General features: G+C 58.7%; 13 protein-coding genes. 4 read left to right on the top strand and 9 right to left on the bottom strand.

Going from position 1 to position 18895, the window contains the following annotated elements:
* Nucleotides 1-55: 55 nt before the first annotated feature.
* Genes panB through AC1RKH_RS23200 form a run of 7 tightly spaced genes read right to left on the bottom strand, consistent with a single transcriptional unit; the run spans nt 56 to nt 7097 of the window.
* The gene (gene panB / locus AC1RKH_RS23230; protein ID WP_493063817.1) at nt 56-880 is read right to left on the bottom strand and encodes a 3-methyl-2-oxobutanoate hydroxymethyltransferase; all 825 of its coding nucleotides are present in this window, start codon (nt 878-880) and stop codon (nt 56-58) included.
* Between the two features lie 42 nt (nt 881-922).
* Complete coding sequence (locus tag AC1RKH_RS23225) at nt 923-1717, bottom strand: alpha/beta fold hydrolase (protein ID WP_493184052.1); 795 nt, start codon at nt 1715-1717, stop codon at nt 923-925.
* Nucleotides 1717-2919 carry an MFS transporter gene (locus AC1RKH_RS23220; RefSeq protein ID WP_493063819.1) on the bottom strand — a complete coding sequence of 401 codons (1203 nt, stop codon included), beginning with the start codon at nt 2917-2919 and terminating at the stop codon, nt 1717-1719. Before AC1RKH_RS23220 ends, AC1RKH_RS23225 begins: the two co-directional genes overlap by 1 nt.
* Nucleotides 2920-2925: 6 nt before the next feature.
* Complete coding sequence (locus AC1RKH_RS23215) at nt 2926-4107, bottom strand: acyl-CoA dehydrogenase family protein (RefSeq protein WP_493063820.1); 1182 nt, start codon at nt 4105-4107, stop codon at nt 2926-2928.
* Between the two features lie 44 nt (nt 4108-4151).
* Nucleotides 4152-5279 carry an acyl-CoA dehydrogenase family protein gene (locus AC1RKH_RS23210; RefSeq protein WP_493063821.1) on the bottom strand — a complete coding sequence of 376 codons (1128 nt, stop codon included), beginning with the start codon at nt 5277-5279 and terminating at the stop codon, nt 4152-4154.
* 29 nt (nt 5280-5308) lie between these two features.
* A complete protein-coding gene (locus tag AC1RKH_RS23205; RefSeq protein WP_493063822.1) occupies nt 5309-5569 on the bottom strand; it encodes a phosphopantetheine-binding protein in 261 nt (86 codons plus the stop codon).
* Nucleotides 5556-7097 carry an AMP-binding protein gene (locus tag AC1RKH_RS23200; RefSeq protein WP_493063823.1) on the bottom strand — a complete coding sequence of 514 codons (1542 nt, stop codon included), beginning with the start codon at nt 7095-7097 and terminating at the stop codon, nt 5556-5558. The genes AC1RKH_RS23205 and AC1RKH_RS23200 overlap by 14 nt, the downstream gene beginning before the upstream one ends.
* 133 nt (nt 7098-7230) lie before the next feature.
* Between AC1RKH_RS23200 and AC1RKH_RS23195 the strand changes: the two genes are divergently transcribed.
* The 4 genes from AC1RKH_RS23195 (at nt 7231) to AC1RKH_RS23180 (ending at nt 12515) form a co-directional block, all read left to right on the top strand.
* Nucleotides 7231-8118, top strand: a complete 888-nt coding sequence (locus AC1RKH_RS23195) for a LysR family transcriptional regulator (protein ID WP_493063824.1) — start codon at nt 7231-7233, stop codon at nt 8116-8118.
* A 156-nt stretch (nt 8119-8274) separates the two neighbouring features.
* The gene (locus AC1RKH_RS23190) at nt 8275-9663 is read left to right on the top strand and encodes an amidase (protein ID WP_493063825.1); all 1389 of its coding nucleotides are present in this window, start codon (nt 8275-8277) and stop codon (nt 9661-9663) included.
* Between the two features lie 83 nt (nt 9664-9746).
* On the top strand, nt 9747-11093 hold the full coding sequence (locus tag AC1RKH_RS23185; protein WP_493063826.1) for a citrate-proton symporter: 1347 nt from the start codon (nt 9747-9749) through the stop codon (nt 11091-11093).
* Between the two features lie 63 nt (nt 11094-11156).
* Nucleotides 11157-12515 carry an OprD family outer membrane porin gene (locus tag AC1RKH_RS23180; RefSeq protein WP_493063827.1) on the top strand — a complete coding sequence of 453 codons (1359 nt, stop codon included), beginning with the start codon at nt 11157-11159 and terminating at the stop codon, nt 12513-12515.
* 77 nt (nt 12516-12592) lie between these two features.
* Here the strand turns inward: AC1RKH_RS23180 and AC1RKH_RS23175 are convergent, their stop codons facing one another.
* A complete protein-coding gene (locus AC1RKH_RS23175; RefSeq protein WP_493063828.1) occupies nt 12593-13423 on the bottom strand; it encodes a PA4824 family protein in 831 nt (276 codons plus the stop codon).
* A gap of 608 nt (nt 13424-14031) precedes the next feature.
* Nucleotides 14032-18810: a hemagglutinin repeat-containing protein gene (locus AC1RKH_RS23170; RefSeq protein WP_493063829.1), complete on the bottom strand. Its 4779-nt coding sequence runs from the start codon at nt 18808-18810 to the stop codon at nt 14032-14034.
* Nucleotides 18811-18895 lie beyond the last annotated feature (85 nt).

The raw sequence follows: 18895 nt of genomic DNA, 5'->3' as shown, positions 1-18895 counted from the left end.
TGGGCCGTTATGTGGAGGCATCGAGACAGTCAACCTGAGTTAAGCAGTATTAATGTCAGCGTTTCACTCCAAAGCAGTGCGAGAGTTCAGGAAAGCGGCCATCGCGGACATCAGATGCGTACAGGCCCACGGCATCGCGGATAACAGCATGGGCATCAACATAACGTTTAGCGAAACGCGGTACGAACTCACCACCAAGACCCAGGATATCTTCGATCACCAGCACCTGGCCATCGCACGCGGGCGAGGCCCCGATTCCGATCGTCGGCACGCGCAGTACCTCGGTCAACTCTCGGGCCAGCGGCTCTGCTACCCCCTCCAGCACGATGCAAAAGGCACCTGCTGATTCCATCGCCATGGCTGCCTCACGGATAGAGTCTGCCGATTGCTCATCCATACCTTGGGCTTTGAACCCACCCATGGTGTTGACGAACTGGGGCATCAACCCGATATGCGCCATCACTGGAATGCCCCGCTCCACCAGAAACTGCACGGTGGGCGCCATGATCGCACTGCCTTCCAACTTTACTGCAGCGATATTCGCCTCCATCATCAACCGCGCTGCACTGCGGAAAGCCTGAGCCGGCGACTCCTGGTAGGAGGCGAACGGCAGATCAGCCACCACGCACGCGCGGTGTGTGGCACGCACTACCGCGCGACTGTGTTGTATCGTCTGATCCAAAGTGAAATCCAGCGTGTTGGGCTGCCCGTAGGCAACCATCGCGGTCGAATCCCCCATCAGGATAACGTCGACAAATTCGTCAACGATTTCAGCGAGCGATCGATTGTGCGCGGTCAACGACACGATCTTGCGTTTGCCCTTGCAAGCCCTGATGTCGGGTACGGTTAGACGGCGGGTTTCACTGACTGCGGTACTCATGAAGTTAGCTCCTCGCGAAAATAACGTTGAAGGAAGGACCTCTTAAATCGACGCAGACACCCATTCGGCTCTGGGCGATACGCCCGTCATCTGGTCAAAGAATTCGACTATCAGATCAAGTGTGTGAGCGGTCTGATCAAGATGCGGCGAGTGTCCGCAATCGATCAGGCAATGCTGGGTGACCACTGCGGGTATCTTCCGTTGAATCGCGCTCAGCTGCGCCAGCGTTCCGTACTCGTCCCGATCTCCCTGCAACAACAAGACAGGGCAACGGATATCGGCCAGGCACTGCTCAATATTCCAGTCAAGAAAATGATCGGACCTCCAGACACTGCTCCACCCCTCGAAGACTGCTTTGGGATCGGGATGAAACAGAGCGAGTTGTCGCTCCAGGTTCCCGGCCAGGAACGAATTTCGCGCGGCGTCGATGCCGCTCAAGGTGATGGATTCGACGAAAACATGTGGAGCAAACAGCACCAGCCCCACAACAGGGAATTTGCTCGCATGGAGCAGCGCGATAGACGCGCCATCGCTATGCCCCACCAGCACTGGATTGCGAAGCTGCAGTTTTTCCAGCAGTTCAGGCAATACCTGCTGCGCCTCCACGTGCATATAGTCAGAACGACGTGGCAGATCCGCTCGAGACGAGTGACCGTAACCATAGCGGCTATAAGTGAGCACTCGGCGTCCAGTCATTGCTGCCAGTCGATAAGGGAAACGTCGCCACATCGCAATGCAACCGAGCCCCTCATGCAGCAGTACAAGCGGAGGAAGATCTGACTCACCGTCGATCAGCAAATAATCAATTTCTCCGCCATTCAGCGAGATCGTCGCCATCATTCACCCCCTACTGCGATAGACAAACCGGGTGCCGGGCCAAGCCCCAAAACCGCACGGCTGCTGAAAATCACCAATATCGTCACCAGTCCGCCGAACAGGCCAATGGTTGAAGACATATCCCATACGGACAAAAGCAAACCCACCCCGACCACGGGCACAATCAACCCCAAATAGGCCGCGACGAAAAAGCCTGAACTGACCTCCGCAATACGATCGGCAGGAGACAACATCGTCACCAGTCCCAGACCTGCGCGCAGCACCATGCCCGCACCCATCCCTCCCAAGACCGCTCCCCCCAGGAACAAGGACAAGGATGCAAAATGAAAGGCCAGCCAGACACAGGCCAAAGCCAAGGGCAGCAGCCAGACACCAACGGGAACGACTCGACGGGGCGACAATCGCAACACCAACAACTGGCCGATTGCAGCACTGCAGAAAGTCAAAAAGACAATGCCTCCGCTCAACAGAAGGCCACTGTGATGCAATCCAACAGCGAGGAAACGACCTGCCAGTGCGGCAAACAAGCCAAGAAAGCTAAAGCCGCACAGCACCGACATTGCCACGGCCATAAAGGCTTGCCGCATCTCACTCGGTATCCTCAATCGCTGCAATCGCAACGGTGGGCGAGAACCTCCATGCATCACTGTTTCGGGTAGCCATGGCAACAGCAAACCTGGCAACAGCATGAACAGCAGCGCGATATAACTGGCATGGAGTGGCTGCGCAGCACTCTCTGCCACCCAGCCAGACAGTAACGCCCCAAGCCCCAGACCGCTCATGTTGCTCAAGCTGGAGATCAGAGCCGCGAGTGACCGATTACTCAGCAACTCGCTCAGATAGGCAGTCGTGGCTCCCACCATCAACCCTACTGCCATCCCGGACAATATTCGCCCAACGAACAAACCGGCTAACGTGGGCCAGAGTAAAAAACTCAACAGACTGGCAAATGTCAGCCCGATCCCGAGCCCCAGCACTGCTCGTCTGCCCAACAAATCAGACAATCGACCAAACACCATCAGTTTGAACAGGATGGCTAGTGCGTAGGACGCGAATACCAACGTCACCACAAATGGAGACAAGCCTAATTGCGTGGCATAGAGCGGATACAACGGCGTCGGCAACGTACCCACCATCATTACCACCAACAACAGATAAGTGCTGAGCCAGGCGGCGCGTCTGAATTGAGTTGGAATTCGCATGAGCCACTACCAGTTAATCTGTCGTGCATCGAACAGATTAACCCCCAGTTGGGCCTTGCCTAAGTATTCCAGACAGTCCATTGGCTTGGCCGGCATCACACTGCAAAAGAACGATTCGCGCAGGAATCGTTCCAGCGGTCGGCTACGATTCAATGTGCTCGCACCACAAATCTTAACCGCCGCCATTGCCATCTTCGGCGCAAGCTCACCGATGAAGTACTTGGCAGCATGCACAGCGGCATTCGCCTCTATCGTTCCGCGCCGTTGCACGATGAGTGTGCCAGCCTCATTCAGCAACGCTCGACCCGCTTGTAATTCAGCCGATAGCCTGCCGACTTCCTGATGGATCGCGCTGGATTCAAGTTGGGAAGGCGTGGAACGCACGGCCTCGGTGATGTGTTGCAGCAACGCAGTAGCAATCCCAAGATAAACACCGGTATAACCGGAAATCATCCAATGAGGCTCACGTACCAGCTTGAATAAAGACATCCCTTCGACTGCCAGAAACAAACGCTGGCGGGTCAAAAGCACATTTTCAAAAGTCATGCTGGCGGTCTGGGTACCATTCATGGCAAACCCGTCCCAAACTTGGCCGTAACGCACACCTTCGTCATTGCGACCGACCACGAAGTGGCTGATTTCGCTGTCGCTGTCGTTACCCTCAGGTTTTGCCGTTACTACGATATAGTCTGCAGAGCCTGCCAACGACACGAAAGACTTGTTGCCATTGAGCAGGAAGCCACCTTCATGCGGGCGGTAATGTGTCTGGATACCTCGCAACCGCGCACCACTACCCAGCTCTGACGTCGCAGATGCAAACATCTTGTTGTGCGATATCACCTCATCAAATACCCAGGAGCGAAAGGCATCCGCAGCCGCTGACAGCGATTTCCCCGCCGACTCACATAACGAGCCAAGCGCCACATTGTGCATATTGAATCCCAGCGCAGTTGCCGCGTCATACTGAGCAAGTCGCGCCAGAACCTGGCTATATTCCAAATAATTCAGACCCGCCCCCCCAGCCTCGCGAGGGATCAGCAACCCCAACAGACCAGACTCCTTGATCAGTTGATAGCTCTCGCTACTATCCGATTGTTGGTTATCTACCAACGGAGCCAAGTCGACCAGCCGTGTACCGATGCGATCCACCAACGTGAGAATTTCATCGATTTGATGTGGCAAAGCCATATGCGTTGACCTTATGTATATGATTCAAAAACGCTAGCGAGCGCTCAGTTCTCGACTGGCAAACCAGCCTGGCGCGCCACGCTGATACGTAGCAGATCGTTCGCCCCCGCATAGGTCATTGACGCCAATGGGCTGATGAGATCGATCGCCCGACCGGAATCGGTGATGTAAGAACGCACACCACCTAACTGGGCTGCCAACTGCGACAGCCGCGTAAAGTCTTCAGAAACCGAAATCTTTACCATCGCGGCCTCACCGCTCAATTGACGAATCGTCACCCCGGCATCGATGCGCCGCGCAATGCCGTAGAGCAGTTTTCGCGAACGGTAAAGGTACATGCTCATGTCGGCCACATGCCCCGCCACCAGGTGACTGGAGCTCATGGATCTACCGAAGTGAGTTCGCTCCCGGCTCCACTCCACCGTCTGATCCAGCATCCTGCGCATGGGGCCTAGCGCATACCCCATCAGCAGCGCTCGTTCCCAGGTCGTGGTCGCGGTCATTACAGAGAAACCCGCACCCTCGCCTCCCAACAGGCTGTGCTCTTCCAACCGCACACCGTCAAAGGTCAACACCCCCATCGGTACGCCGGGCAACGCGGTCTTGTCCAGCGGCTCACTGCGCACTACGCCCGCATCCGACAGGTCAACCAGTGCGACTGATAAATCGAATGGTGATCGGCCCTTGCCGGTACGAACGAACACCAAAGCGTGATCGGCTACCGGGGCGGCGGTAATGAAGCGCTTCTCGCCCGTCAAACGATAACTACCGTCCGCCTGACGTTCAGCCACGGTTTCCATCGACTTCGGATCACTACCGCCCTGCACTTCAGTCAGCGCGTGACACAACAGCGTCTCTCCGGTTTCCAGGCCTGCCAGTTGTTTGCGCTGTTCGGCATTCAGCCAAGGCTGCATAGGCAATTGCATACCGAACAACTGTGAAGCCAGCGCATAGCAAAGGGCAGGACTCAGACCGCTCATGCCCAATCCTTCCACCATCGCGAGCTTGTTTGTCACGGTGCAATTGGAGGTGCGCAGCAGCCCTGTAGCCGCTGCCAGCAACCATTGCTCGCGGAAGGTTTTTCCTTCCAGCTCAGGCAACAAAGCCTGCCCCTGGATGCAACTCTCCTGCACCGCTTGTTCAACTAACTTGTCTTCGTCTGCGAACAGCATCACTCGCCCTCTCTGTTATCGGCACAGACTCAAGCGAGCTCGACCAGGCTGGCCTCAATGACGGCCCATAGTGCGGCCGGCGTGCGAAATGAAGCCGCGACAACTTTGTTTTCAGGGAAAGCTATCTCGAACTTTTTCTCAACGTCGACGACAATGGATGTGATGGTGAGAGAGTCCAACCAGCCCTCCTCCAGTAACGCCGTATCCGGTACCACAGTAAGGTCTGCACTTTGGTATTGCGTCAGCAGATTTGACTGAATCAGTGAGCACAGCGTTTCAATGTTCTTCATTACTTATCTCTTCCATGTTTACACTCAACAGGCTCAAAGCACGTCGATCTATTTTGCCGTTGGCAGTAGCTGGCAGCGTTCGCGCCATACGAACTCCATCCGGTTGCATCCTCTTCGGCAATGTTCTGCTCAAGCCGCGAACAATCTCATCACGACCTGTACTTGCACTCACCACATGTACCCAGATCTCACAGTCCGGCGCTGTGCCATGGCGAGCTACAACGGCGGCAGTTTCAACACCCGGCAATGCCAATACCGCACTTTCTATGTCCAGAAGATCAATGCGGTGGCCGCGACGCTTCACCTGATGGTCTCGTCGACCTTGCAGATGAAAGCGACCATCCGCCACCTGATACCCGATATCCCCCGTGCCATAGGCCAACCTTTCCACTCCATCGCGGAAGTACACTGCACGGCGGGCATCGCGACAGATGCCATCAACCAAATAACCAGCGAATACCGTCGGCCCCGCAACGAAAATCTCACCCTCCGACGCTGCGCGACCGTCGTCACCGATGATGTCGACTTCCACTCCATCAATCGCCCAACCGATCGACGGCAAAACCGTCTCGATACTCGGCAGGCTCACCTGTTCTGCGGTGCACACATTGGTTTCCGTAGGCCCATACAGGTTGTAGAACGGCAAGTCGGGGAATGTAGTCAGATAGCGCTTAAGCAGTTGTGGCGGGAACGGTTCACCCGCGTACAACGCAGCGCGTAGTGCAGACGGCCTCGTTTGCTCAATCCCGCCCTGCTGCAGCAGCATCTGATACAAGGTGGGTACTGCGTAGAACACTGAGATACACTGCTCACCCAGCCAACGCGTCACATCGCGAGGAAAAGTCTTGAGATAGTCTGGCAACAGACAAAGACAGGCTCCGGCCAGTGCGGTCGAGAACAGATCGAAGGTCGTCAGATCGAATGTGAGTGCCGCTTGTGATCCAACACGGTCCTCGCAGTCCAGAGCAATTGCGCGTGCCGCCCAGGCAGCAAAATGCAGGACATTGGCATGGGACAGCCATACACCCTTGGGCGCGCCGGTACTGCCTGATGTAAACAAAACATAGCCACCCTCGCACCCGGCATGTCGACGTGGTTGTCCTCGCAAGGGGAAAAGCCATAGATCGCCCACTGTGCGAGCGTCGCCAGACTGACCATGAATGGAAACCAACTTAGATGCTGCTGCCTGGCTTGCAGGGGTAGCCAATAAAAAATCCAGGTCGGCGTTGGCCAACATCCGTGCGCCCCGTTCCGCGGGGTCCTTGACATCCATCGGAGCGACTAATGCCCCCAGCCTTAATGCGGCATAAATGGCCACAACAGCGGCTGCGCTCTTCGCAATATAGATGCCTATTCGATCACCGGCCTGCACGCCTTCTGCACACATCAACTCGCATAATTTATTAACCGCTTCGTTCAGTTGTTGATAGCTGAATGACGCATCTTCCGCTTGTAGCGCGGGCCTCTGTGGATAGCGCTGTGCAGATTCAACCAGCGCCTGATCAAGCCGAATACAATCACTGAACAAGGTTGGCCTCTACTTCTAATTTGATGTTCCCCGTCTTGGCATCCGGACGTTTTGGGGGGGCGATAGTAGAAGCATTTCTCCAACCAGAGTGAGTGAACAATTTTTATAAACTCTATGCGGAAATGGAATACAGATGGATCTGAAGAACTTGCGCTATTTCGTGGAAGTGACAGAGCATGGAAGCTTCTCGAAGGCATCCCACACTATTCACGTCACCCAATCGGCGCTTAGCAAAGCCGTTCAATTGCTCGAAGAAGAACTGGGTACGACGCTATTGGTTCGCAGCCGTCCAGGCGTACCGTCACGCTTGACCCCGTCGGGCGAAGTGGTATTCCACCACGCCAAAGGATTACTGAGCCGCAGCAAGCAAATGCTGACCGACGTAAGCTTGCTTAATAGCCTCGTCACCGGCGTCCTTCGGCTGGGGCTACCTCCTTTAGGTAGTACCGATCAAGTAGCGGTCGTGTTGACCGAGTTTCGGCGACGCTTTCCCCAAGTGGAACTCCAATTGCGTGAACAAGGAGGACAAGCCCTGGAAGAGGCCGTTCGCAAGGGCGAGATAGAACTGGCTATCAGTCTGCGACCAGAGGGCGACGACCTGGCTTGGCTTCCGATTTGTGAGGAGCCACTCGTTGTCGTCCTGCCGCCTCGCCACCCACTCGCCAGCCGCCATCGACTGACTCTGCCAGATTTAGCGCATCACCCATGGGTACAGCTACAGGGTGCCTCTATCCTCAATCACCGCATTAAGCACTGTTGCCCTGCTCTGGACGTCAGCCGTCTACAGACAGCCAAGAGCGACAACCTGGCCTTTTGCCTGTCATTAGTGGCCGCGAATGCAGGCCTGATGGTACTGCCCAGGCTATTGGCTCAACACCATATCCCACCCGGAGTGGAAATCGTCCCGCTCGAATGCGCCGAACTACGGTGGCAACTCGTCGTAATCTGGCGCAAAAACTCACAGCTGTCGGTAGCGGCACAGCAATGGCTTGAACTGTTAGCAACCGACGCAGGCCAATAACCTGGCAAATCTTCGACGTCGCTCCCTGCGCCAAAAAACAAAGGTCTGAACAGAAATGCCCCACCGCTTTTGCTGAACAGGTGTTGGCCGATGCACGGCGGGGTGTATATAGTCGCCCCCATTGCAACCCGCCGGCCCATTCCAAGGAAGAGAATGATGAGTGACCTGCACACCCTTACGGCCGCCGAACTGCTGGCCCGATTCGCCAGCCGGCAACTCACCCCCATCGACTATTACGACCAACTCCTGACCCACATCGACCGCTGGGAACCGCAGATCAATGCGCTCTACGCCTTCGACCCGCAACAAGTGCGTCAGCAGGCCCAGGCCTCCACCGAACGCTGGAACAAAGGCCAACCCAACGGCGCCCTCGACGGTGTGCCGGTGACCCTCAAGGAACTGATCGCCACTGAGGGCCAGCCCATCCCGTTGGGTAGCGCCGCCACCCGCCTGACGCCGGCGCAGAAGGATGCACCGCCCGCCGCACGCTTGCGTGAAGCCGGCGCAATCATCCTGGCCAAGACCACCGTTCCGGATTTCGGCATGCTCTCTTCGGGCCTTTCCAGCTTCCACGGCATCACCCGCAACCCATGGAACACAGCCAACAACACTGGCGGATCGAGTTCCGGGGCCGCCGCCGCAGCCGCCGCCGGTTACGGGCCGCTGCACGTCGGCACCGACATCGGCGGATCGGTGCGGCTGCCCGCAGCCTGGTGCGGGCTGGTCGGTTTCAAGCCGACGCTGGGGCGCATCCCCATCGACCCGTATTACACCGGCCGCACCGCCGGCCCCATGACCCGCACAGTCGATGATTGCGTGTTGTTGATGCAACACCTGGCCCGCCCCGATTCGCGCGACGCTACCAGCCTGCCTCCGCTCACCACTGAATGGAGCAATCAGCCGCTGTCGGTAAAGGGACTGCGTATCGGCCTGATGCTCGAACCCGGTGCAGGCCTCGCACCTGAAGATTTCGTCTGTAAAGCCGTGGAGCAAGCAGCTCGGCTGTTCGAAGCCCACGGTGCCAAGGTCACAGTGATTGCGCCGATCATGGACCGCGCCCAGCTCGACGGCCTCGACCAGTTCTGGCGCGCTCGCCAATGGGCCGAACTGTCGGCCTTGAGCAGTGAGCAATTCGACAAAGTCTTGCCGTACATCCGCGACTGGGCCGCCCCAGGCGCCGATATCACCGGAGTGGAAGCCGTACGGGGCTTCAACCAGACCTTCGAAATGCGCCGCCGCGCCGCTCAGTTGTTCAACACACTCGACCTGGTGCTCTCTCCCACCAACCAGATCAACGCCTTTGCGGCCGACTGGCCGTCACCGAGCAATGACCCGCAGCAACCGTTCGAACACATCGTGTTCACTGTGCCCTGGAACATGGGCGAACAACCGGCGCTGTCGATCAATTGCGGTTTCGCCGCCGACGGCATGCCCATCGGGCTGCAGATGATCGCCCCGCGCTTTGCCGATCAATGGCTGCTGCAAATCGCAAAAACCTACGAAAACTGGCGTGGCGCGATCCACTGCTGGCCGAATCCTGCCTGACTTCGACCCTTCAAGCACTCTCCTCCCACCTTGTTGCTCCGGGCCGTCCTGGCCAGAGCTCTATCGACCTAAAAGGCAATGGAATGCCCACACAACAATTGACACGACCCGATCCTGCACTCGACACATCACCTCTGGACGCCGGCAAGAAGAGCATCTTCGCTGTAGTCCTGGGTAACGCCGTGGAATTTTTCGACTTTGGTGTATACGCAACTTTTGCGGTGATGATCGGCCACACGTTTTTCCCGTCCGACAGTGCCTTCGTCAGCCTGATGCTATCGGTCATCGCGTTCGGCACCGGCTTTATCGTCCGGCCCCTGGGTGCGGTGCTGATCGGCGCCTACGCCGACCGCGTCGGGCGCAAACCGGCGATGCTTTTGACCCTGGTGATGATGGCTGTGGGCACCGGCAGTATCGCGATATTGCCCGGCTACGAGACCATCGGCATCGCCGCGCCGATCCTGCTGGTGGTCACCCGCATGATCCAGGGCCTGGCTTGGGGCGGTGAAGCCGGCCCCGCCACCACCTACATCCTTGAAGCGGCGCCCCCCCACAAACGCGGCACCTACGCCTGCTGGCAAGTGGTTGCCCAGGGCGTCGCCGCCATGGTAGCCGGGCTGGTGGGGTTCACCCTGACAAAAGTTCTGTCCCCGGAAGACCTCAATAGTTGGGGCTGGCGTGTACCGTTCGTGTTCGGCCTGCTGGTGTTGCCGATCGGTATCTACATCCGCCGCAATCTTGCTGAAACCTTCCACGGCCACACCGAAAAAACCCGCACCGGCGATCTGGTACGGGAAATAGGCGGCAAACACCGGCGCGCTCTGGTGTTGGGGCTGCTGATTCTTTCCGGCAGCACTATCACCCAGTACTTCCTGAACTACATGACCACCTTCGCCCTCACCGAATTGAAGCTGCCCACCAGCATTTCCATGCTCTCGACCCTGGTGGCCGGCGCCGCCATGGCTGTGTGCGCGGTGGCCGGTGGCATGCTCTGCGACCGCTTCGGGCGTCGGGTAACTCTGATGACGCCCCGAGTGGTGTTGCTGTTGATCCTGTTTCCGGCCCTGCAACTGATGACCGAGCACCCCAGCCCGGCGACCTTCCTGCTGACCCTGGCGGTCCTCTCGGGCTTGCATGGCATGAGCGGCGCAGCGTTGATCGTGCTGCTGGTGGAGAGCTTCCCGAAATCGGTGCGCGCCACCGGTTTCTCCATCGTCTACGCCTTCGGTGTAGCTGCGTTTGGCGGTACGGCGCAGATCATCATTACCTGGCTGATCGGCACCACCGGTGACCCGATGTCACCGGTCTGGTACCTGCTGATCGCTAACCTTGTGTGCCTGTCCGCCGCCTGGCTCGCCAAGGAAACGCGTCCGTCGCTGCATGAACGCCCCGCCCGCGAAACCCGGCTTGCAGAAGCCCAGGTCCGCTGATAAACGCGCCCCCGGGGCCTTCCCGGGACGGTTGCCTTACATCCGATTTGTATGGGATTTACCATGTATCCACGTCTTCTGCTGGCCGTCACTTTGGCATCCGGCACCCAGGCTTTCGCTCAGCCATTTTCCCCAGAGCAGACCCAGGTCAACGCACCTGGCTTTCTGGAAGGCAGTACCCTGGACCTGAACCTGCGTCACTACTATTCCAACCAGCACACCAAACGCACCACTCACCTGAGCATCAAGAAACCCGGCGGCATCGAACCCACCCGTGTTCGCGAAACGTGGGTGCAGGCGAGCATGCTCAAGTACAGCTCCGGCTATACCCAGGGCCTGATCGGCGTCGGCATGGATGCAGGGATCTTCAGTGCCGTAAACCTGGAGCGCGGCCACGGAAAGGTGGCCAACGGCGGCGACCGGGTGCTGGTAGACGGCGACGGCGATGCGATTTCCACATGGAGTCGCCTGGGTGTAGGTGATGTGCGTGTTCGCCTGTCCAACACCGAGCTCAAGGCCGGCCGGCTGATGACCGACAATCCGATCCTGCGCTACAAGGACAACCGCGCTCTGCCCTCCAGCTTCCAGGGCGTGGGCCTGTTCAGCAATGAGCTTGACTGGCTGTCGATGCAGGGCGGCAGCTTCGAACGGGCGATTCCGCGCACCGGCACCGGCGCCGAAAAGCTGACCACCACCTTTGGCAACCGCGCCTACAGTGGCGCGCGCATCAGCTACCTCGGGGCGACGGTCAAACCGGGTTTTGGGCTGGAAGCCAGCGTCTACGCCTCGCGTTTCGAAGACATGTGGGACCAGACCTACGTCGGCGTTACGCACCGCATGGGCGACCCAGATAATCTGGCCCTCAAGACCGCCTTCAACTACTACCACACCAGTGATTCAGGCAAGAAGAACCTCGGCTACATCGACAACAACGCCGCCAGCCTGGCCTTCACCGGCACTCACCTGGCCCACAGCCTGACGCTTGCCTGGCAGCAAGTATTCGGCAACGAGTACTTTGACTATGTGTGGGAATCCACTGGCAACTACATGGCCAACTCGTTATACGCGGACTACAACGCCCCCAACGAAAAGTCCTGGCAATTGCGCTACGACCTGGACTTCGCGGCCTACGGCGTCCCTGGTCTCACCGCCAGCCTTTGGCACGCCAAAGGCTGGGGCATCGACGGCACCCACTACGACGGCGACCGCAACGGCCACAATACCGGCTACAACGTGCGCGGCCTGGACGACGCGAAACACAACGAAAACGGCTTGATGCTGGGCTACACCATCCAGTCTGGAAGACTCAAAAACTCGGTGCTACGCACCATCATCTACAACCACCTCGCCAGCGGCGGGCAGATTGACGGCAGTTACGATGAGTTCCGCATCGTCGCCAACGTGCCGATCAACCTGTTCTGAGGCTCTGACAACCCGCATCTAGCGGGGAACGCGTGGGTTCTGCGCCGGCGGGTGACATGGGGCTGAACAACGGGTGTTTAAAAACGCAACGTGGCACCGGTGGCAAGCCACTGTTCACGGTCGTTGTTCAGGTGGCGTCCAACCACCAGATCGATATCGACCTGTTTGCCCAGATGCAGACGAGGTCCGGCCTGCCAGCCCTGGTCGCCACCCTGCTGGCCAAAGCGCTCGGCAATCAGGGTCAGGGATTCGGCCAGCGCGTATTCAACGCCGGTGCCCCAGGTCCAGCTGTTGTTTTGTTTGCCGTCGTCGTACTCGTGGGTCCAGCCGGCACTGACGTTCAGGCGCAAGGGCTCGATAGGCTGATACGTCATGGGCAGGGTCAGATCGGCGCCATCGAAGGAGTGGCGGCGGTTGAGGGCAAAATGTGCGCCCGCAGCGAGGGCCACTTCCAGTCCCAGATCATCATCGCTGAATACCTGCGCCTTGATCTTCGGACTGACCTGGGTCTCCCGGTCGCCGTCGTCGTGGCCATGGGACACCGCAGCGCCGAACTGCACCGAGGGCAGCGCCTTGAACGTGCAGTCCTGGGACAGCTCCGTTTCATGGTTCGACTGTTGATGGCGCTGGCTTTTGTACCAGACGTCGACGTTGCATTCGCCGGGGGCGTTGATGGAACCGTCGTCGACCACATAGGGGCCACCGGCGGCGTGGGCTTTGGAAGCAAGAGTCAGCAGAAGGGAGACGCCAACCGCCATACCGACAAACAGAAGGTTTTGTCGCATGACCCCGCGTTTGTGGGGAGACAAATCATCAATAAAAGCAGTAAATGAACCGGCCTCAACGGCCTGCGCAGTGATTTTCGAATGGACGGTCCGGGCGGTGTGGCGAGGTGTGTAATTTGACATGATCGACCTTGAATACTTGTTCACGGAAACGCCCCTCATGCCTATAACGAGGAGAGTTTTCGACGGTTAACGTTAATGTGTTCAACACTGCGGTAGTGCTCGAGCATTGAGAGTTACAACTAGGTTCTTCGGTCATCTTCGACGCTCCTGATCTTTCATTAATGGCAATAACGAGGGACCACCACCCAACTTGGTCGGACAGTATTCATTTCAATTTATGACAAGCTTATTTCACCCAAAAACATTCACAGCCGGCAACCAAGCCTGACTTGCAACCCATGCCGAGCGCAACCTACAGCGCTTTTCATCAAAAAAGCTGTTACACATATTGATACATATCACGAAACATCAGCGCACTTATTTCTGATAAGCGCACATAAAAACAAACACTATCAAAGTGATTGATCAGCGATACCCTCTCAACTAAACAGTCGCTCTTCATCTGCGACGGAGTATATCCACCGACTTACTGACTTGTCCGCAGTCAACAGAGAATGCGCACTACTTTCTGAATAACGTTCAGGTAGCCGACAGAAAAAATCAGGGTACTAATTAGTTACCGCAGTCGAAAGCAAAGCCAGTGACAACGGTCACTGGCCTGACCCGGTTTAGCGGGTATTCTCGTCAATTCCTGCCTGCAGCACCTGGGTGTCGTAATGACCTCCGACACTCAGCGGGCCGAGGTTGAACTTGCGATCCTTGGCCGTGGCGGCGTCAGGGGTTTGGGTGAGTTCATCCTTGGCGCCGGTCGCCAGGTTGACCGCGGACTTGGACAGGTTGAGGCCAACATCGGCGCGGTAGTCGCTGCCACTCAGGCGGGTACTGGTGACTCTGGAACCGCCCAGATCCACCGAACCTTCTTTGGCAGAAACCCGCGCACCGGTCAGTTGCGTCTCCCCGCCCACCCGAAGGTCGACGCCTTGGCTGCCGCTGATGCCGGACGCTTGAGTGACGCTGTTCTTGCTGGTGTGGCTGACGTCCAGGTACAGCGTTGGGGTGTACGAAGTTTTGCCGCTCTTGTCGCCGAACAGCGCACTTTGCGTTGCGTCGGCGACCTTGGTGCCGGCAGTGTCTTTCTCGCTGAGCGAGTAGCTGCCACTGCGGGTCAGCGAATCCTTGGCCGAGGTCAGGCCGTCAACGCTTTTATCGACGGCGGCTTCCAGCTTGCCGCGCTGGCTGTCGAAAGCCTCCTGGGCCTTGCCCTCAACCTTGTCCTTGAGCGGACCGGTAGTCTTGGCCAGTTTGCCGACGGCGCCCGGCTGGTTCTTCTCCGCGTTCAAACGCAGGTCGATACCGACCTTGACGCTGCTCTCCCGGTCCTGACGACTTTCGACCGTGAGATCACCGCCGACCTGGCCGCTGACCTGTTTGGCGTCGATGCGTGCACCCGCCAGGTGAGTATCGCCAGCGCTGTTCAGCACCACGCTGTCAGCCTGGATATGGCTGTTTTTCTGGGTGGTGCTGTTGCGATTGTCGACGTCGATTTTCGCTCGCGCGTCGAAACCGTGGCCGCTCTTGGCAACGTCCTGATCGTTGGTCGCCGACGGTGTGGATTTGCTCGCATTACCGCCAGCGCCGAGGGTCAGCCCCCAATTGTTGACGGCCTGAGTCGACTGCGCCGACTCCTGATAGATCCCGCCTTGTTGCGCATCGAGAGTCACGCTCGGTGCGTTGACCTGAGTACCTTGCAAGTGGATGGCGTCAGCAGCGCCGGAGCCGCTGCTCAGCAGCACCGCGCCCTGACTGTTCAGGCTGCCGCCCTTAAGGCTTTGGCTGTTTTCACCGACCCGGCCGATGTTGAAATTGGCGCTCAGGTTGCCGTTCAGGCCACTGCTTTGCTCAGTGCTGCTTTTACCGCCACCGACATTGAGGCCACCACCCAGATTACTGCCATTGGCGCTATGGGTATCCGTCGCAGCTAGCAGATCGAGCTTGCCGCCAGCGTTCAGCGAGATGTCAGCTGCCTTGTTCACCACCGTGCCGATGGTGGTGCCTTGCAGCACTTGATCGCCACCGCTGCTCAGTTGCACCGGACCTTTGCCCTGAATACTCGCGACGCGGGCCTGGCTGTCTTCGATCTGGTTGGCCTTGTGATCGAGTTGGAAACCGGCGCCCACGTTGACGTTGGTGCCTTCGGCGCCCGGATTGGTGCCGACCGTCAACGAGGCATCGCCACGCAGGCTGGAAGTGTTGTGGCTCTGACGGTCGTTGGCCTGATTCAGCGCCAGATCGCCGCCGCTCTTGATCGCCACACCGCTCTGCCCGCCGTTGAACTGACTGCCTTCGAACTGGCCGTCACCGCGCAGATCGATTTTCACGCCCTGATTGCCGGCGTAGCTGCCGACCATGGCTTTGGCGCTGGACTCGGAAGTCTGGCGGCTACCGCCTGCCCCGCTGCCGCGAACATTCACGTCTTCACCGGTGGTGGTGTAGACACGAACGCCAACCTTGGCATCCACCGATTGCTCGCTGCTGCTGTGGGTGTTGCTGGCTGCCGTGGCGACCTGACTGTCGGCCTTGATCGTCAGCGCGCCGTCGTTTGCATGGTACTGGGTGCCCTGATCCTTCACTGCACCGGCCACCTGAACATCAACGGTCCCGCCCTTGAACTGGCTGACGACAGCTTCGCTGTTTTGCTCGGTGCGGCTGTTGTTCGAATGACCGACCTCGACGTCAATGCCGACATTCGGCTGTGTGAGGTTATCCAGCAAGCCCGGTTGCTGAACCTTGCTCTGGGCGACGCCTTCGATGGCTTTGGCGACAGGACGGGCGATGCCTTTGTACTCGACATTGGCACCGACGTCGGCCGACCAGTTGTTCTCCTTGTGGGAACGGCTGTCGGTGTTGTTGGCAGCCTGATTGTCGACCTGCCCCGCCGTGACCTGAAGCGTCGAGCCGGCGACAACCTGTGCACCCTGGGTGGTCAATGTGCCGTTGCCGGCGTTGATCTGCAGCTTGCCGCTGCTCTCGACGCCCGTTGTGCGAGCCGTGGTTTGGGTATTGCTGTCCTGGCTGCTGCTGTGGGCGAAATCCACACCACTGCCGGCGCGATCCAGACCACCTGTGTAGTAGAAACCGCCGCCGTTACTGGTGGTCTCCGTGGAACTGGACTTACTGTCGTGCTCGGCCAGCAGCGCAACGTTCTGCCCGCTGAGGCTGACATCGCCAGCAGTGGCTTTGACATTGGCGCCTTTGAGCGTCAGGTCGCCGCCCGCCGTCAGCTCGACGTTGGCACCGCTCAGGCTCGAGCCCTGCTGACGGGTTTCGTTGGCGGTAGTGGTTTGTTGTTTATCTTCATAGTGAATGCCGGCGCGGTACTGACCGGCACCCGGCGCATTCTCTTTGGCGTAGGCATCGAAACCACGGTTCTGGGTCGAAGTGCTGCTGTCAGAGGTGTTCTGAGCCGAGCTGACGGTGAGCTTGCCCGCCGCGTCTGCACTGAGCGAACCGCCGGCCGAGACAGTGGCGCCGACGACGTCGATGTCCTTGGCGCTCTTGAGCGCAAGGTTACTGTCGGAACTCAGCTGGCTGCTGACGGTGGTGCTGCCCTTGAGGTTCTGGCGGTTTTCATCCTTGGTGATACCAAAGAATTTGCTGTCCTTGTCATGGCTGTTGCTGTGCGAGGTGTTCTGCACGCCGTCGATAGTCAACGAGCCTTTGTCGCTGATGACGCTGGCCTCGGTCCGGCCACGCACCTGACTGCCGCTGATACGCACGTCGTCAGCCTTGACGATCAACTTGCCGTCGGCGTTGATCTTGCTGCCCTGATTCAGGGTCTTGCCCTGATCGGCATCACCGGTCTTGCCAAAGAACCCGCCACCGACCAGGTCGCCCGAGTAGCCGTTTTTGCTGCTGCTTTGCGTACGACTGGCGCTGCTGATATCAACCTGTTTGCCAGCCAGCTGAATGTCACCCTTGCTGGTCAGCTCCGCGCCTTGAGAAGACAACAGCTCACCGCTGCTGATGGCAATTTTCTTGCCGGCCTTCAACTGGCTGGTGACGCTGCGTTGCTCTTCGCTGCTGTTGTCCCAATCGGCTTTCCACAGGTGCTTGCGGTGCTTGCCCTGATCGGTCTGGGTGCGGGTTTCGGTCGCCGCCGTGAGACGCAGATCAGCACCGCTGTCGACCTTCAGGGTGTCACCGGCCTCGACCTTGGCGGCCTTGAGTTCGGTCCTGGCGCCGGCCTTGAGTTCGGCATTGTGGCTGGCCACGACCTGGCTGTCGTGCTGGCGCGAGTCGCTGTCGGTCTGGGTCCGGTCGTAGGTTTCCCAGGTGATGCCGATGGTGCTGTTGTTCCAGCTCTCACGTTTTTCCTGAAGCTTGCGCGCTTCGATGCTGCTCAGCGTGAGGTTGCGCCCGGCGTCTAGCTTGACGTTGCGGCCACTGACATCCGCCGCCGCCAACGTCAGGTCCTTGTCACTGCGCAACGCGACATCGCCCTGGCTGCTGCGCACCGCGCTGCGAGTGACGTCGAGGCTGTTGGGCAGTGCCTGGCCACTGATCTGCAAGTCACCCGCAGACTGGATTTTCACACCATCACGGCCTTCAACCTGGACCGGGCCGACCCGTACGCCGGCGCCTTGCGCGGTGCTGACAATGTTGATGCGCCCGGCCTGCATGGCACCAAACAGGCTGGCATCGATGCGTGAATCCTGAGTGTTACCGGCCGGGTCGACGTTACGCACCTGACCACTCGCGTAATCCAGCTGATTGCGGCCGACAGTCAGGTTCAACTGGTCACGTGCATCGATGCGGCCCTGGCTGTCGATGCGCGGAGCGATCAGGTTGATGCTGCCTTCGCGGTTCGTCAGGCCCTGCCCCTGGATCTGCAATTGACCGGTGGCGTCACGGGTATTGAGCCCCTGCAATTTACCGTCGTTCAGCTCGGGACGGCCGACCACCAGGTTGGCATTCGGGGTATTGATGAAGCTGCCACCGTTGACCGAGATACCGTTCGGGTTGGCCAGCACGTAGTCGGCCGAGCGCCCGAAAATCTCCTGAGCACCATTGAGGGCCGAGGCGTTACGGCTGATCACTTCGTTGAGGATCACGCTCGCGGCCTGCCCCTGGAACTGCGGGTTGGCGGCCAACTGCCCGGCGAGTTGCGACTGCCCGGCTTGCAGGGCGTTGTTCAGCACCAGCCCCTGACGGTCGACGTTGTAATCGAGAAACTGGTTATGCGACAGACCGGCGCCATTGGGCGCAACGATATTGACGATCGGTACACCGGCCTGATTTTGCAGCTGTGGGGTGCCGCCCGGACCGGGCGCGACCGTCAAGCCACCGGCAAACGCCTGAGGCAGTTGGGCAACGAGGAACAGACTGGCAATCGCCCAACGCAGTTTGCCCCGAGGGGAAAGGTGAAACGCGAACTTTTCTATCGGCATGAGAACCTCTCAATAAATTGGCTGAGTCAAGTTGCGCGTTGAGGAGTACGCCGCTGCTGTCGCGCTCAAATACAGCGGCTGTTTC

The sequence above is a fragment of the Pseudomonas sp. GW822-FHT06B12 genome (assembly GCF_058799675.1).
The sequence above is the reverse complement of the archived record's forward strand: the minus strand, read 5'-3'. Positions and strand labels throughout refer to the sequence as shown.